The organism is Muribaculum sp., assembly GCF_029051885.1.
Classification (GTDB): domain Bacteria; phylum Bacteroidota; class Bacteroidia; order Bacteroidales; family Muribaculaceae; genus Muribaculum.
In genome coordinates this window covers 1-16,537 of record NZ_JAIDKI010000005.1, presented here as the reverse complement: position 1 = coordinate 16,537, position 16,537 = coordinate 1, and the positions used below count along the sequence as shown (strand labels likewise).

Genomic DNA, 16,537 nt, shown 5'->3' with positions numbered 1-16,537 from the left:
CCGACAGGGCGGTCAGTCGGCGAGCAGATTTTCGATTGTGATGAGGGAGTTCTGGGATTCCATAACGACCGAAGAGCGGGCGGAAATATGCCAGCGAATGACCGCCGGGAGGTAATTTGTTTCATATAGTTGATATATTTTTGCATTTATCTTACAAGCAGGCAAGAGATTGAATGGTTATAAAGCTACCCCTTGTTTCGTATATCTTGGCCGCTTTTAGCCCTGTTCCTCAGTCATGTACATACAGTACAATCCTTCGTCACATGTCGAAAATCGACTCAAGCTATACGACCCTGTCGACAACATTTATTATTAAACAAGCTCTAAAGATACAAAATACAATAAGGAGTATTAAGTGTAATGAGAAAAAACACACCTAAACGACTCCTTAAATCAGAAACAGGGCGAAAAGCGGCCAGGATATACGAGACTAAAGGTAACTTTATAAATTCAAAACGTCAAGATGACATCACTCTCTAAAAAATATAACGATGAAATTTTGCAGATACAATTAAATTTAGTTAAATTGCGGCATTGTTATTTAACCTGATTTACCATGATATACCGATTTGTGCTTATTGTTTGGGCGCTCTTGGCTTTTATAGAGTTGAGAGCGGATGCTAATATGTTGGAATATAATACCTATATTATAGGATATAATTCGACTGGAGATTTAGTCTCAATGACAATTAAATCTATAGATAATCAATCTCCGAAAAACCGACAACGGGTTCCATCACAAGAATCTCAAGAGATTACTGTCTTATTGGATAGGATTGAGGGCAGTAATACTTTTTTTCTAACGTCTAAGAGCGATGATTATCGGATTGATGGAATGCTATGTGTGTATGATTATGTTGGTAATTTACTTTTGCAACGACACATTGAAGAAAATGTTCAATTCGATATCAGTGCCACGGGCATTGTAGTGATAAGTTATAATGATGGCAAGTATTCGAATAGTTGGAAAGTTGAGTTGAACTAATAATAATACTGACTATAACATAGATAGGTTATGAATATACGGAGTCTTATTTTGCTGATTGTTTCATGCTTATACATAAGCATAAGTCATGCTACAGAAAATGCTGATGTAAAAGGTTTTGCAGAATATGTTAATAGAACATATGAAGTTGGAGAAATCGGATTTACTTCGAATATTTCACAAAGTGGAGCAAAGACTTATAATATACCATTGCTTTTGCCGCAAGGATATGTTATAGAGATGACTCCGCAGTTGTCGTTGTCTTACAATAGTCAGAATGGAGATGGTAGTCTTGGGCGAGGATGGAGTCTGCAAGGTGTTTCATCAATCAGAAGAGGGGCGTCATCGCTATATTATGACGGAAATGTAAAAGGGATAAATTTGGACTCGGAGGATGCATTGTTCTTAGATGGAATGCGCCTGATAGAGATTCAAAGAAATGACTCGACAATAAATTATCAATCGGTTACCGGTCATATTTTGGTTACGGGATATCTTCAAGCTGATGATATTAAAAGATTTGTGGTATATTATCCTAATGGAATTATCGCTGAGCATAATGCCGCAGGACTATCCACGGAGGTCAAGCGTTCTTGTTTTCCGGTATCGGAACGAAAGGATTATTTTGGGAATAAGATTAGATATGATTACACATATTTTCAAAATGCTATTCCCCGGTTGGAAAGTATAGATTATAACGGATGTAGTGTACAGTTTGCATATATTAAGCGCTCAGGCCATTTTGAATATTGTATCGGTGGAGCTATTATAGATGATAGAAATATCTTAGATGGAATTTCGATATATCGTGGAGGAGTGCTATTAAATAAATATTCTTTGAAATATGAAGAATATGATGGGAGAGTTTTTTTTTCAGAACTACATCTGCAAGGGTTTGACGGAAAAGAGGTAAATCCTATAAAATTTAAATATGGCTATAATGGGTTATCGGATGTAGAGGTTGATGAATCTACCAGACAATTCGGAATATACCCTCAGAGTAACGACGAGATACCTATAAGATATTTCTCTGGGCGTTTTTCATCGACGTTAGGTAATAGTCTCATATCTTATAAAGAATATGATACATATAGATTCGAGAAAAATAGGTTCATAAATGATATGCCTCAAGATATGGATATATGTGTATATCCATCAATTGACTCTTCAAATCCTTCGGTTCGTCTTATTAAAGCGGGGCAAGGTTTTGTCGATATATTTGGTGCGGATATATACGGTGAGGGATATGATTGCATTGTAAAAATAAATCATAATTGGGGGGTAGATGGAAAAGAAAATGTAAATTTCGATATATATAAATTGACAGATGATGGAGAACTGAAGAAAATAAAGTCTGAAACTTTTTACTCAAATTTTTTATATAGACCATTCTCGGCGGGAGTAAGTCTTTATCCTAAAGTGTTTTTGCCAGGGGATTTTAATGGTGATGGTAAAACTGAAGTAATTTCTATTTCAGCAAATAAGCCATTTGATGACTCTGGACGTAATACAGAAGTCGTCATTTATGATCTTGAATCAGGTACGATAATTTATCAAGGTTCTCCATTCATTTTTAATGTTACCAAGATTGAGAATATAAGTGTTTTTACGAAGCGTGGAGGTGGTGACTTACTTTATAGATCTGAGATTGGTCTTAATTATGTTGCAATATCGGATATAAATGGTGATGGGAAGGATGAAATAATAAATTATCAGACTACAGGTGAGTATGATTCCTATTGTTTGTTGAAACGAGGTATTGAACATTATAAAAATACAAAAATATCACGAAAATCTCGCATTTGGGTGGGGGATTATAATGGTGATGGACTCTTGGATATTTATACGGTTCCAGACACTGCACGCTATTCAAGAGGGGCTGATGATCCTTATGGAAATTTCATACCAGGGGGAAATGATGGCAATGATGGCAATAATGTATCTATATCAAAAAGAGGTAATGACTGGGGGTATATTTATTTGTCAACAGGCGATGGTTCGGTTAGTTATGATTCGATTAGTGTGAGTTTTAGCTCATCGCGTGGTATGAGGGGAATGTTTCTCTGCGATGTGAATGGAGATGGCAATTCGGATATAATCCAATGGAATGATTCTATTGTAAAAACAAGAATTGCTCAACCTAATCTGAAAAAATTCGTCAAAAGCCATGATATTATCGTTGAGAAAGGCTCCTCGGTCATACCAATTGTTCCTAATTCTATGAACGGGATGGCCTCGTTGGCCATTATAAAAAATGGGACGGTCCGGCTACTGTCATTAGGATGTAAGGCTATCGACAAGTTTTTACTTACAGAAGTGGTTTCGTCCTATGGTGTTGTTCATAAATCCAAGTATATATATGCTCTCCCTCAATCAGATGATACCACGATTAAGGAGAACATGCAGTTCCCGTATATATCATTGAACCAACCGTTAGTTAGTATTGGCGAAGATGAAATTTGGGTTGAGGGAAAATTGGACCAACGGCTGAGTTATTCTTTTTCTGACGGTGTAATACATCGGCAGGGATTGGGATTTTGTGGCTTTGGACAGATGTCGGCAGTTGATAATAACGGTAGACGGAAAATTCGTCGCGTTAATCCATTGAAGTTTGGAGTCCCAATAGAGGAGAGTGATTATAAGTCATCTAAAACATATGACTATAAGGTGAATATGTATGCCGGTATGGCCCCTCGTTCGGTATTTTATCATGCAAATCTTGCTCATATTGACGAATATGATAAGACCAACGGAGTCAATGTCCGGAGTAATTTCACATATGATTCGGAATATGGAAATATTTTTAGTGGTGAAATCTTGTATAATGATACAATATCCGAGTACTATATTATAGGATATGAGGGATTTAATCGGAATAAATTGTATTTCCCGAATGCTATATCAAGTATCAACCGATGGAAGAAACGCGGCACATCGGAATGTCTTGAACAGACGATTAATTCAAATTTTGTCGGGCCGAATCCTACTTTGTCTGTTATTAGCATTGACAATGAACCGTGTGATTCCATAAATTATGTATTCAGTCCACAAGGAAAAATTCTCAGTCGCACGCATTGGTCAATCACCGAAGGGAGGGTGCATGATACATATTCATATAATGACTTCGGAGAAGAAATCAGTTACACAGATACCCGTGGTCAACGAGCTTCTCGGATATATGATAAATATGGAAATCTATCGTCATTCATAGATGAAAACCAAAGGATATCCACATCCAAATATGATGGGTTCGGAAATTGTATCGAATATAAGTCATTAGATGGCTGGTATACGGTTGAGAGGGTCTGGAACAATGAGTTTCCTGGAAGTCTGTATGCTGAGATTAAGCGCTATATGGACGGAGGGATGACGATTGAATACTATGATGTGAAAGGCCGGTTGCTATGTCATAAGGAAAAACGATTTGACAACTCTTTTCTTGCTGTTGATTACGGCTATGACGAGTTTGGCAGGAAAATAGCGGAATCATATCCATATAAATCAAATCCAGTGCACTGGATTTTGTATCGTTACGATGCTTTTGATCGAGTGGTGGAAGAATTGAATCCTTCCGGTGCAAATAGTTTGTACGTTTATCAAGGTCGTGAAGTTGTCACTCAATCAAAAGGGCAGACTTCGTCGCAACTGTATGATGAAACCGGAAAATTGATTGTGTCGGCGGTTAATGGGAAGCATGTTCGGCATAGCTATGATGTACAAGGCAATCTGACGTTGTCAAGTGTCTATAATAGTGTGTCGTATGGTTATGAGTATGATAAGTTTGGTAGATGTATAAAAATTATTGACCCAAACTTTGGAGTTAAAGAGTATGAATATGATACTGATGGCAACGTAGTGTCTGACACTGATGCTGGTGGTAGAATTATTACAAGAAGTTACAATTCCTTTGGCGACCCGATAAAAACGGTTTATCCCGAACAGACCGTAAAAATAAGCTATTGGTCTGATAAAGGTCTACCCATGCAATATAGCAATCCTGTAGCGATAAATACAATCAATTATGATAATATATGGCGCGTAAATGAGATTTTGGAAAGCACGTTGAATAGCGATGTGTATTTGAGAAAGAAATTCTATTATACTTCCGAATTAAATCGTTTGGATTCTGTGGTAATTTCCACTCCGACATCCAAAGTGGTTGAGAGCTATGGGTATTCCAACGGGACTTTGGTAGAGAAGAAATGCAATGGTGTCTCAATCTCAAAACTCCTGTCCGAGAATGAGATGGGGCAACCTCTTGTCGTGCAACGCGGGCCGTTGACATATCAATATAGATATGATGTTTGCGGCACTTGCATAGGGTATAAAATATCCAATACAAAAGGCGACTTGATTGCTGATGTGAAGTATGAGATGGATGCTGCGACTGGTAATATCATATCGCAGGTAGATGAAATAAAAAATAGTTCTATCTGTGGATATTATGACGAGTTCAATCGGTTGACTGCTGATGGATATTCTATGAGTCAATATGATGACAATGACAATACGGTCATTTGTGACTGGGCGTATTTTACCTATGGCGATTCCTCTAATCCTTATCGTATGACAGAAGCGGAGGGTGATTTACGGAAGTTCAACGTAGAGTATGCATCCTATCATCGTCCTATCGCAGCCTCAGTGGGTGGTTATCGTGCCGAGTGGAGATACGATGGGATGCTTGACAGGAAAATGTTGGTTCAGACTAACGAAAACGGTGATACCATATCTTCCACTGTTTATCTTGGCAATTGCTTTGAACGGACTGTGGAAAGTTTGGATGGTTGGAATACGGTGCAGCCACAGAGTAAGGAGACATATGAGAAGTTTTATGTAGGAGGCGATTATTATGAGGCCGATGCCATATGGGCGCATGTCTATACGCAGCAGGGTGATTCCATCGGAATGCTTTATGTCGTGAGAAACCATCTCGGCACGATAACTCACCTTGTTGATGCTTCCGGCGATGTGGTTCATGAAAATAAGTTCGACGCGTGGGGACGGTTCAATTATGAGTATGATTACTCTTGTTTGCCTCGCAATGAGCATAATGTCTGGGGTATAAATCGTGGTTATGTCGGTCATGAGCATCTTCGCTATTTTGGGTTGATTGACATGAATGCACGCCTTTACTGTCCCATGTTTCAGCGTTTCCTCTCCCCTGACGAAGCCGGCCCTGATCCGCTTGACCCCTTCAGTTATAACGGCTATGTTTATTGTCGCAATAATCCATTGAGCTATATCGACCGTGATGGAAAAGTCGTCTGGTTCGTGCCGATGATTATAGGAGCGGCCATTGGTGGCGTGTGTAATCTTGGTATTAAGATTGCTAATGGACAGATTCATAGTTTTACTGACGGAATTGTCGCATTCGGTATTGGAGCCGGTGCCGGAGCGCTTGGTGGACTTGGTGGCGGTGCGGTGTTTAGTGGTGTTGCTATGCTGAGCGCCAGTGGGGCTGCTGTTGCAGGAGCCGGGGGGGTTCTGTGCGGGGTTTGCAAGTGGTTTTTCGTCCGGTGTTATTAGTGGTGCGTTTGAAAGCCTGTGGAATTCTGCATATTTTGGAGATCCACAGCTCTCATGGGATGAATTGCTGATTGGTGCTGCAATTTCCGGTGTAATAGGAGGTACAATAAATGGTATTCAAGCGTCAACCAGAAAAATGAATTTTTGGACCGGACATGCCGATACGCAACGGCATCATATAATACCACATAATAATAGTATGTCAGATGTATATCGAGACATTACAGACAAGTATGGCTTGGACCTTGACGGAGACTGGAATAAAATAGACTTGGTGCATCATAGAGGAGCACATACTAATAATTATCGCAAATGGCTATTGGATACTTTATTGGAAATTGAGAAAATCGCAGGTTCCTCGAAAGAAGTATTCTTAAAGGAGTTCAATGCGCGAATTAGAGATGTGCTGTATAAGTATCCGAGATTGCCGTATGCTAAAGTTCCGATTAAGATAGAACACCCGAGTATTAATATAATGAATAGGGACATTAGACTATATGAACCTGTCATGCCCCGACATTCGATAAATCCATATACAAATATTAGAAATAATCCGATGAATCCGTATTTTAATATTAAAAACCGTTAACAATGAAACATTTGTATTATAACGTTAGTTTCAACGAGTCTAAGAAAGTCGGCATTTTGAGCAAACCTAAAGATTGGCAGCCCTTCCCGATTGAGAGATCTGGTGTCCCGGTAGAGAATATCGATAAGTTGATTCTTACGCTTAAAAATGGGAAATATGCCGATTTTATGTTTAGTGTTGGGTGTGCCTATTTCTTGTCTCCACGCCTTAAGGAGCTGTTTGAGCACTATGTTGCCGATTCGACTCTTATTGAGTATTATCCGGTGAAGGTGGTGAGTGAGGAATATGGTGACAGAACATACTATCTGCTTCATTTCACTCGATGGTGTGATGTCAGAAACGAGAAGATGACCATCTTTATGCCTCGGTCAAAATATCCGGCACGTATGGTGCTGGACTATAATAAGGTGTGCAATCTGACGATTTTCAACAGTGATTCCTATAATATCTCCTTTCTTATGAGCGACGAGGTAAGGCGTGCTATCAAACGGGAGAAGATGCATATAGGCATTGCATTTGACCCGGTCGAGTGTTCGGGAGTTCCTGAGGAGTTACAGAAAAAAGGCTATGCATGTTCCAACCCTCGCAAGCCTATATGGAAATGCCTGTCGTTCCCCAAAGGCAAAATCTGGTAAGACTATAAAACGTCTTTACGATAGCTCTAAGGCGAATAGAGCTGAGAGCATCCCCGGGAGTCAGGATACACAGACTTTCGGGGATGCTCCTTTTCCTGTCATTAGAAATTTATCAGCATATAATCATACAACATCCGGTCTGTTTTTGAAACAATTGCATGCCGAGGCATGTTAGATTAAAAACAAATCCTAAGATATGAGATACCGCACATTATTGGCATCAATAGGCATAATGGCCGCGACGCTCGTGGCCGGATGCGCGCAGTTTGTCCTCGTCAACAATGAGACCTACAACAATGCCGACCTGTCGGAATACAAGACCTTCCGTATTGTTGACCCGTCAATGGGCAAACTGCCCCCGGGGATGGAGATGGTCACATATTATAATATAGCCGCTGCCATACGCGAGCAGATGCTTGAGAGAGGATACACAGAGAGCGATGCCTCTCCGCTGCTGATAAACTTTGCCGTGACAATCCATAAAGAAGTAACTACCGAACCGGCACTACCACCTCCACCGTCCCGCGGACCGGGTCTTGGACCGCAAGTGCCACCACCCGGTCCAGTACTTGGCCCGGCAGTGCCCGGCCCATACTACAACGGACTTTATCCCTACTATATATATCCCCGCCAACGCTACTGGAACTCCGCCCGATATGCCAACATGCAGGTAGTGACAGGGGTCTACAAAGAGGGAGTGCTTACCATGGATATGGTAAACATCGACACAATGACTCCACTCTACTCTTCGTCGGTAGCGACAATCATCGACTCGGGCAACTCGCAGTACCGCAACCTCAGCTCTATCGCCGAGGCCGTGGACAAACTATTCTCGCGCTTCCCCGTAGAGATTGAACCACGGTATCGCGGTATGCACTGAGCCGTGAACCGAAGTTCACGCACTGACCTGAATCAGTAACCTGACCGGCATAGGCTCGCCGTGCATTAACATATATTTTCGGAAAATTTCCTAACTTTTTATTTTGGCAAGTGTTTATTATCATAGAACTTATAACCACATTGAACTATGCATCTTACACCGAAAGAAATCGACAAACTTATGCTGCTCAATCTCGGTATCATAGCTGAACGCCGCAAAAACCGCGGACTTAAGCTGAACTATCCCGAGGCTGTGGCATACATCACGTCGGCAGCTCTGGAAGAAGCCAGAGCAGGAAAAACCGTTGAGGAAGTAATGACACTCGCCGCTTCAGTTCTTACCAAAGATGATGTTATGGAGGGAGTGGCCGACATGATTTCGCTGCTCCAGGTCGAAGCCGTGTTTACCGACGGCTCGCGACTGGTGAGCATACACCATCCTATCAAGTAACCAAACCTAAAAAAGCGAAACAATCATGGCAACCGACAATACAAAAAAGCCAGCTACCGATCAGCAGGCTCCGGGCAATCCTCCCGTAAACATTGACGGATACAGCAAGCAGAATCCTCCGAAATCAGTCAACACACCGACTGAAGTATACAACGGAGTGCCCCCTATCTATACACCGGCCACTCCCGGCTTCACGCCCAAGGACTACGTGCCGGTAGGCGGAGTGATACTTGCATCCGAGCCTATCGAATACAATACCAACCGCTATACGGTAAGACTCAAGGTACGCAACACCGGCGACCGCCCCGTGCAGATTGGCAGTCACTTCCACTTCTTCGAAGTAAACCGCTACATGGAGTTTGACCGCAAGAAATCCTTCGGCTACCACCTCAACATCCCCGCAACGACGGCTATACGTTTCGAGCCGGGCGAAGAAAAAGAGGTAGAGCTTGTAAGTTTTGGAGGCAAGCAGCGTATATGGGGATTCAACGACCTTGCCAACGGATACGCCGGCGGACAGGACACCCCGACATACTATCCTACAAAGATGAGAGCCTTCCGCAAGATGGAAGAATACGGCTTCAAGGATGTAAGCGAGGACGAAGCCGACGCAGAGTTTACCACTAAAGAATCATAAGCACTATGGCTACTATATCAAGACAACAGAATAACATGCTGTTCGGCCCGACCACAGGCGATAAGATACGTCTGGGCAACACCGACCTGTATGTACAGATAGAAAAGGACCTCCGCACCTACGGCGACGAGGTAGTATATGGTGGCGGTAAGACTCTGCGCGACGGCATGGGCCTTGCCAACCGCTATACAACATCAGAAGGTTCGCTCGACCTTGTCATCACCAACGTCACCATCATCGACCCGCTGCTCGGCGTAATCAAGGCCGACGTGGGCATAAAGGATGGCAAAATCGCAGGCATAGGCAAGGCAGGCAATCCGGATGTGATGGACGGAGTGACACCTACGCTGGTCACCGGTCCGTCGACCGACGCCATCTCGGGCGAACATCTTATCCTTACAGCAGCCGGTATCGACGGCCACGTACACCATGTGGATCCACAACAGGCATATCACTGTCTGTCAAACGGCATAACCACTCTTATCGGAGGCGGTATCGGCCCGACCGACGGCACCAACGGCACCACGATTACTTCCGGTGTATGGAACATCCACAAGATGCTTGAATCCTATGAGTCAATTCCTATCAACTACGGTACTCTCGCCAAGGGCAACTCCTCGGTCAACGCTACCCTTGAGGAACAGATTCTCGCCGGAGCCTGCGGATTCAAAATCCATGAAGACTGGGGCGCCACTCCTGCCGCCATACGCGCATGCCTTGACTGCGCCGACCGCATGGACGTACAGGTAGCCATACACACCGATACTCTCAACGAGAGCGGATTTGTAGAAGACACAATCGCGGCTCTTGACGGACGTACAATCCATACATACCATACCGAAGGCGCCGGCGGCGGCCATGCTCCCGACCTCCTTAAAGTGGCATCTCTGGCCAACGTACTCCCGTCATCGACCAACCCCACACTGCCTTTCGGCATCAACTCAAAGGCAGAGCTGTTTGACATGATTATGGTATGCCACAACCTTAACCCCAACATCCCGAGCGACGTGGCATTCGCCGAGAGCCGTGTGCGTCCCGAGACACAGTCGGCCGAAAATATATTCCACGACCTGGGTATCCTGTCGATGGTAAGTTCCGACAGCCAGGCAATGGGACGTGTGGGCGAATCGTTCATGCGTACATTCCAGATGGCCAGCTACATGAAGTCGGTACGAGGCAAACTGCGCGAGGACAGCGACGAAAACGACAACTTCCGTGTGCTCCGTTATCTCGCCAAGATTACCCTCAACCCCGCCATCTGCTACGGTATCAGCGACATACTCGGCTCAATAGCTCCCGGAAAGATGGCCGACCTCGTGCTTTGGGAACCTGCCTTCTTCGGCACAAAGCCCAAGATGGTCATCAAGGGCGGATTCATCAACTGGGCACAGATGGGCGACCCCAACGCATCACTTCCTACCCCGCAGCCTATCTACATGCGCAAGATGTTCGGCGCCGAAGGAAAGGCTATCGGAGCTACATGCGTCAACTTCATGTCGCAGGCTTCAATCGAGGCCGGAGTACCGGAGAAACTCGGTCTTACACGACAGTGCTACGGTGTGACCCGCACACGTCAGCTCGCAAAGACCGACATGGTACGCAACACCGCCATGCCGCATATCGAAATCAACCCCGAGACATTCTACGCATATGTCGACGGAGAGCTCGCCTACGTGCCACCGGCACCTGTACTGCCTCTGGCCCAGCTCTACTGGTTCAGCTGACGACATCTGCCATCAATAACTGACACTAACACACGGTGCCGGGCTCCGCAACCCCGGAGACTCCGGCACCGTTTTTTTCCTATACGTAAAAAAACATATACCCCTCACACTATGAAGATTTTCAGCGAAGTAATCGGAAACACACATGCCGACAAGGACCTTGCCGCAAAAATCGACGGTTACGATATAGAATATCTGCATCTCGACCAGTGGACTGCTCAGAAAAGCCGTTTCATAGTCACCGGCGACAAAGGCACCCAGTGTGCAGTGGCCCTTAAGCGCAACCATCAGCTCATCGAGGGCGACATACTCGAAATCGACAACGAGAACCGCCGGGCACTTGTGGCTGCCATCGAGCTCAATCCGGTATTCGTGATTGACCTGTCGGAAATCGAGAAGCTCGACAAGCTCCGTATAATCCAGACCTGTATCGAACTCGGCCACGCCATCGGCAACCAGCACTGGCCCGCAGTGATAAAAGGCACCAAAGTATATGTGCCCCTGACAGTCGACCGCAAGGTAATGAAATCGGTCATGGACACCCACGCCATACCGGGCGTAACCTACACCTTCGAGGAAGGCTCGGCCGTAATACCCTATCTCGCTCCTCACGAGATACGCAACCTATTCGGAGGAACATCACAGGAGAGTCATGCCCACGTACACGACCATACCCCGGGCATCACCACCGACGCCCACGGCCACGACGGACATGCAGTGCCCCACAGCCACGACGGAGGACATACCTTCCATACCCACTAAAACAACGCCCATGCCTATGATTACCGCCACAATGCGCCTGCTTGAGATGAGCGACTCACAGTTTCCTGTAGGCAACTTCTCATTTTCAAACGGACTCGAGACAGCAAGTCACGAACATATCGTGCACGACGCCGCGACTCTTGCCGCATATGTACGCGCCGCCACAATCCAGAGCATATACTCCGACGGCATAGCCTCGCTGCATGCCTATCGTGCCGCCCAACGCGGAGATTACGATGACATAAAGCGCGCCGACAGCGAGGTGATACTATGCAAGATGAACGACGAGGCGCGACAGATGGTGCTGCGCATGGGCAAGAAACTCGCCGAACTTGCCATACACGTAGCTCCGTCGCCACTGGTAGAGCGGATGCTCGCCGACATCAACTCAGGCGACATCCACGGCACATACCCCATAGTACAGGCCGTGGTGATGCATGCCGCAGGCATATCCGAAACCGACATGTTTACATCGCAGGCATTCGGAGTGGCCAACATGATACTCGGCGCGGCATTGCGATGTGTGAGGGTATCGCACTACGACACACAGAAGATACTCTACGACCTCGCACCGGTACTCGAAAAAGACTACGAGGCTATCCGCTCTCTGGGATACGATGACATGAGGGCTTTCGTGCCGGGCATCGACCTTATGGCATCGCTGCATGAAAAGGGCGAGATGCGCATGTTCATGAACTAAACACGCTCGGCAACCGTATTAATAACGACAACTTATTCTCCAAAATTCAAATATAATGTCAACCTGCCGCATAGGAGTAGGCGGACCGGTAGGATCCGGCAAGACCGCCCTGATTGAAGCCATCACTCCGACTCTTGTAAAAGAGGGTTTCAAAGTATTGATTATCACCAACGACATCGTCACCACAGAGGATGCCAAACATGTAAGGCGCATGCTCAAAGGTGTGCTTATCGAAGACCGCATCATCGGTGTAGAGACCGGCGCATGCCCCCACACAGCCGTGCGCGAGGACCCGTCGATGAACATAGCCGCCGTCGAGGAGATGGAAGCCAAATTTCCCGACACCGACATCGTGTTTATCGAAAGCGGTGGCGACAACCTCACACTCACTTTCTCGCCTGCGCTCGTCGACTTCTTCATCTACGTAATCGACGTGGCCGCCGGCGACAAGATTCCGCGCAAGGACGGCCCCGGTATATCGCAGAGCGACATACTCGTAATCAACAAGACCGACCTCGCACCCTACGTGCACGCCTCGCTCGAAGTGATGGACCACGACTCGAAACTGATGCGTCCCGGCAAGCCGTTTGTATTTACCAACTGCATGACCGGCGAAGGCATCGACGAACTCGTGAGCCTGATAAAGGCCATGGCGCTCTTTGACCATCCGGGCCAAAACAAGTAACTTTGTACAACCGATTGCCCGACTGTAGCATTATGAAAGATGTAATCAACAGCAAAGAAATGCAGCGCGTGACAGCCACGCGCGAGATGCAGCCATACAACCACCCTACGCGCGCCATGTATATCGGCGCGCCGGGCAAGGTGGGATACCTGCGTCTGGGATTCGAGCTCGACAAGTCGGGCAAAAGTATAATGCGCGACCTCCAGCGCATGGCTCCGCTGATTGTACAGCAGGAGCTGTACTGCGACGAAGGGATGCCTGCCATGCCTGTGGTATACATCCTGTCGTCAGGAGGCCCTAATGTCGACGGCGACCGCTACGAGCAGGAAATCGTGATGCGCAAAGGCTCAATAGCCCATGTCACCACCGGAGCCGCGACAAAGATAGCCGAGATGAACGACAACTTCTCGGCTCTATGCCAGAATATTGTGCTCGAGGATGATTCCTATCTGGAATTCATGCCCGAGCCGACCATCCCATGCCGCACGGCACGATACGTGACTCTAACCGATATTACCTGCGCGCCCACGGCCACCCTATTCTACAGCGAGATATTCTCCTGCGGACGAAAGCACCGCGACGAGCCTGAAATATTCGACTACGATATAATCTCGGTGACATGCGAGGCCAGGCGTCCGGAGGGAGAACGGCTTTTCCGCGAGAAATTCGTAATCGAGCCCAAAGCCCAGGACCCTTCGATGCTCGGAATCATGGGACGCTATCAGATGTTTGCCAACGTGATAGTGCTCACTCCCCCCGACAAGGCCGAGGAGATATACAAGGCCACCGAAGCCGGATTTCGCGACAACGGCGACCTCGCCATAGGCATAACACGCCTGCCCAACAATGCCGGGCTGCTCCTCAAGGTGATGGGCATGGAGACCGAGCCTGTAAAAAAAGCCGTAAGAACATTCGCATCCACGGTAAGGATGAGTGTAAAGGGGTATCCCCTGCTCCCCGACTTTCCATGGCGATAACCCGACATGGCGCTTTCAAGACACGACCTATAATTTTAGAGAATGTTTGAATTTAACTTTATGAAATCTTCAGAGGTCTTTCCTGACTGTTCCGAGCTTTCATTCAGTCATTATGAATCCCCATAATTCCTTCATTCAATCTCAAAACATTCTAGGAAATTCTCTCTAAATCTTAACATATGCCAAATCCAAACATTCTCTTAGAGCTTATATAACATATGTCTACTCAATCTAACAACCGGAGCTTCGCCACTTATGTGAGCGGGACTCTCAAAGGCGCCGGACAAGTAATGTTTCAGGGCAGTGCCTGGACCGGACTGCTCATCATCATCGGCATATTCGCCGGATGCTATCTCGAAGCGCCGTATGGCGAACGCATGCCGGTAGTGGCATGGGGCGCACTCGCCGGACTTATCGTATCGACAGCCACTGGCTACATATTCGAGTCAAAGACCGATGGCGACCAGGGACTGTGGGGATTCAACGGCATACTTGTGGGCTGTGCGGTATTCACGTTCCTCGACAACAACATATGGTCGTGGATAGTAATGATCATAGGCTCGGCACTTACCGTAGTGGCGCGCCGCGGTCTCAACAATGTGTTCGCACCGTTCAAGACCACATCCTACACATTCCCGTTTATCCTCATATCATGGCTCATACTGCTGTCGGCACGCAACATGGCACATCTCACCCCTGTAGGTGAAGCCGTAGCCTCGCTGCCGACGGAAATCACCTCGGGCGACCTTCAGTACACCTTCACCGACCTCGTTGTCTACTGGCTCAAAGGCATATCCCAGGTGTTCCTGGTGAACTCGTGGATTACAGGCATATTCTTCATTGTCGGGCTGGCGCTTTGCAGCCGCTGGGCCGCTTTCTGGGCTATGCTGAGCGCTGCGGTGGCCCTGTTTATGGTGATATTCTTCGGAGCCTCCCACTCCGACATAACAGAGGGTCTGTACGGATTCTCTCCGGTACTTACAGGCATAGCCGTCGGATGCACATTCTATAAGCCAGGGGTGAAATCATTCTTCTACTCACTGTCGGCAGTGGTGTTCACTGTATTCGTACAGTTCGGAATGGATATCCTGCTCCAGCCCGTAGGACTGGCCACACTGACAGCTCCGTTCTGTATCGCTACATGGATATTCATGTTGCCGATGTACAAACTTAATAAGTAGGTAAGGCCCGCACACACAAAACACACACACAAACCTATGAAACGTCTTATTCTTCTGAGGCACGGCCAAAGCCAATGGAATCTGGAAAACAGATTCACCGGCTGGACCGATGTCGACCTTAGCGACAACGGTCGCCGGGAGGCCCGTGAAGCGGGCGAGAAGCTACTCGCGGCCGGCATACTGCCCAACTACTACTTCACCTCCTATCTGAAACGCGCCATACACACCCTCGACATAGTCGCCACAGCCATGGACCGCTGCTGGATACCGGTGATAAAGGACTGGCATCTCAACGAGCGCCACTACGGTGCCCTGCAGGGACTCAACAAGGCGGATACCGCCAAGGAATATGGCGACGAGCAGGTGCACATATGGCGACGCAGTCTCGACGTGGCGCCTCCAGCGCTCGACATCGAGGACCCGCGCTATCCCGGCAACGATCCGCGCTACGACGGGCTGGCGTTTGAGGAGCTGCCGCTTACCGAATCGCTCGCCGACACCATCAAACGTGTGGCACCCTGCTGGTCGGAAATAATCGAGCCTAAACTCAACCTGTACGACACTGTACTCGTGGCCGCACATGGCAACAGCCTGCGTGCACTGGCCAAAATGCTGCTCCACCTCGACGACAACGAAATCGTAGATGTCGAAATCCCGACAGGAAAACCTTGGGTATTCGAACTTGACGACAAACTGTCGGTAATCAAGGAGTACTATCTGTAAAATCAATATTAGAGCTTGTTTAATAATAAATGTTGCCGCCAGGGTCGTATAGCTTGAGACGATTTTCGACATGTGACGAAGGA

General features: G+C 46.7%; 14 protein-coding genes. All 14 read left to right on the top strand.

All coding sequences use genetic code 11. The features are described 5' to 3' along the window. The first annotated feature begins 556 nt into the window (after positions 1-556). The 14 genes from K2I50_RS00325 to gpmA all read left to right on the top strand — a co-directional run bounded on the left by K2I50_RS00325 (position 557) and on the right by gpmA (position 16,454). Positions 557-985, top strand: coding sequence for a hypothetical protein (locus K2I50_RS00325; RefSeq protein WP_301024264.1), 429 nt, complete (start codon positions 557-559; stop codon positions 983-985). Between the two features lie 30 nt (positions 986-1,015). Beyond that, positions 1,016-6,511, top strand: a complete 5,496-nt coding sequence (locus K2I50_RS00320; RefSeq protein WP_301024263.1) for an RHS repeat-associated core domain-containing protein — start codon at positions 1,016-1,018, stop codon at positions 6,509-6,511. Then, entirely contained in the window at positions 6,438-7,100 is a 663-nt protein-coding gene (locus K2I50_RS00315) for an AHH domain-containing protein (RefSeq protein ID WP_301024262.1), read from the top strand. Before K2I50_RS00320 ends, K2I50_RS00315 begins: the two co-directional genes overlap by 74 nt. Positions 7,101-7,156: 56 nt before the next feature. Beyond that, the gene (locus K2I50_RS00310) at positions 7,157-7,735 is read left to right on the top strand and encodes a hypothetical protein (protein WP_301024261.1); all 579 of its coding nucleotides are present in this window, start codon (positions 7,157-7,159) and stop codon (positions 7,733-7,735) included. A 196-nt stretch (positions 7,736-7,931) separates the two neighbouring features. Beyond that, positions 7,932-8,615, top strand: coding sequence for a DUF4136 domain-containing protein (locus K2I50_RS00305; RefSeq protein WP_301024260.1), 684 nt, complete (start codon positions 7,932-7,934; stop codon positions 8,613-8,615). Between the two features lie 147 nt (positions 8,616-8,762). Beyond that, complete coding sequence (locus tag K2I50_RS00300) at positions 8,763-9,065, top strand: urease subunit gamma (RefSeq protein WP_068960118.1); 303 nt, start codon at positions 8,763-8,765, stop codon at positions 9,063-9,065. A gap of 25 nt (positions 9,066-9,090) precedes the next feature. After that, on the top strand, positions 9,091-9,702 hold the full coding sequence (locus tag K2I50_RS00295; RefSeq protein ID WP_301024259.1) for an urease subunit beta: 612 nt from the start codon (positions 9,091-9,093) through the stop codon (positions 9,700-9,702). A gap of 5 nt (positions 9,703-9,707) precedes the next feature. Further along, positions 9,708-11,426 (top strand): urease subunit alpha, encoded by a 1,719-nt coding sequence (locus K2I50_RS00290; protein ID WP_301024258.1) that lies wholly within the window; start codon positions 9,708-9,710, stop codon positions 11,424-11,426. A 111-nt stretch (positions 11,427-11,537) separates the two neighbouring features. Continuing rightward, on the top strand, positions 11,538-12,188 hold the full coding sequence (locus tag K2I50_RS00285) for an urease accessory protein UreE (protein ID WP_301024257.1): 651 nt from the start codon (positions 11,538-11,540) through the stop codon (positions 12,186-12,188). A gap of 16 nt (positions 12,189-12,204) precedes the next feature. After that, complete coding sequence (locus tag K2I50_RS00280) at positions 12,205-12,888, top strand: urease accessory protein UreF (protein WP_301024256.1); 684 nt, start codon at positions 12,205-12,207, stop codon at positions 12,886-12,888. A gap of 55 nt (positions 12,889-12,943) precedes the next feature. Further along, positions 12,944-13,573: an urease accessory protein UreG gene (gene ureG, locus K2I50_RS00275; protein WP_301024255.1), complete on the top strand. Its 630-nt coding sequence runs from the start codon at positions 12,944-12,946 to the stop codon at positions 13,571-13,573. A gap of 32 nt (positions 13,574-13,605) precedes the next feature. Next, positions 13,606-14,550 carry an urease accessory protein UreD gene (locus K2I50_RS00270; protein ID WP_301024254.1) on the top strand — a complete coding sequence of 315 codons (945 nt, stop codon included), beginning with the start codon at positions 13,606-13,608 and terminating at the stop codon, positions 14,548-14,550. A gap of 218 nt (positions 14,551-14,768) precedes the next feature. Further along, complete coding sequence (locus K2I50_RS00265) at positions 14,769-15,731, top strand: urea transporter (protein WP_301024253.1); 963 nt, start codon at positions 14,769-14,771, stop codon at positions 15,729-15,731. Positions 15,732-15,767: 36 nt separating this feature from the next. Beyond that, on the top strand, positions 15,768-16,454 hold the full coding sequence (gpmA, locus tag K2I50_RS00260; protein WP_301024252.1) for a 2,3-diphosphoglycerate-dependent phosphoglycerate mutase: 687 nt from the start codon (positions 15,768-15,770) through the stop codon (positions 16,452-16,454). Positions 16,455-16,537 lie beyond the last annotated feature (83 nt).

Bases quoted from the DNA above. Each gene is read 5' to 3' on its own strand.
- K2I50_RS00280 (WP_301024256.1), top strand. From the start codon at position 12,205: ATGATTACCGCCACAATGCGCCTGCTTGAGATGAGCGACTCACAGTTT.
- K2I50_RS00300 (WP_068960118.1), top strand. From the start codon at position 8,763: ATGCATCTTACACCGAAAGAAATCGACAAACTTATGCTGCTCAATCTC.
- K2I50_RS00270 (WP_301024254.1), top strand. From the start codon at position 13,606: ATGAAAGATGTAATCAACAGCAAAGAAATGCAGCGCGTGACAGCCACG.
- K2I50_RS00265 (WP_301024253.1), top strand. From the start codon at position 14,769: ATGTCTACTCAATCTAACAACCGGAGCTTCGCCACTTATGTGAGCGGG.
- K2I50_RS00305 (WP_301024260.1), top strand. From the start codon at position 7,932: ATGAGATACCGCACATTATTGGCATCAATAGGCATAATGGCCGCGACG.
- K2I50_RS00290 (WP_301024258.1), top strand. From the start codon at position 9,708: ATGGCTACTATATCAAGACAACAGAATAACATGCTGTTCGGCCCGACC.
- ureG (WP_301024255.1), top strand. From the start codon at position 12,944: ATGTCAACCTGCCGCATAGGAGTAGGCGGACCGGTAGGATCCGGCAAG.
- K2I50_RS00285 (WP_301024257.1), top strand. From the start codon at position 11,538: ATGAAGATTTTCAGCGAAGTAATCGGAAACACACATGCCGACAAGGAC.
- gpmA (WP_301024252.1), top strand. From the start codon at position 15,768: ATGAAACGTCTTATTCTTCTGAGGCACGGCCAAAGCCAATGGAATCTG.
- K2I50_RS00295 (WP_301024259.1), top strand. From the start codon at position 9,091: ATGGCAACCGACAATACAAAAAAGCCAGCTACCGATCAGCAGGCTCCG.
- K2I50_RS00320 (WP_301024263.1), top strand. From the start codon at position 1,016: ATGAATATACGGAGTCTTATTTTGCTGATTGTTTCATGCTTATACATA.
- K2I50_RS00325 (WP_301024264.1), top strand. From the start codon at position 557: ATGATATACCGATTTGTGCTTATTGTTTGGGCGCTCTTGGCTTTTATA.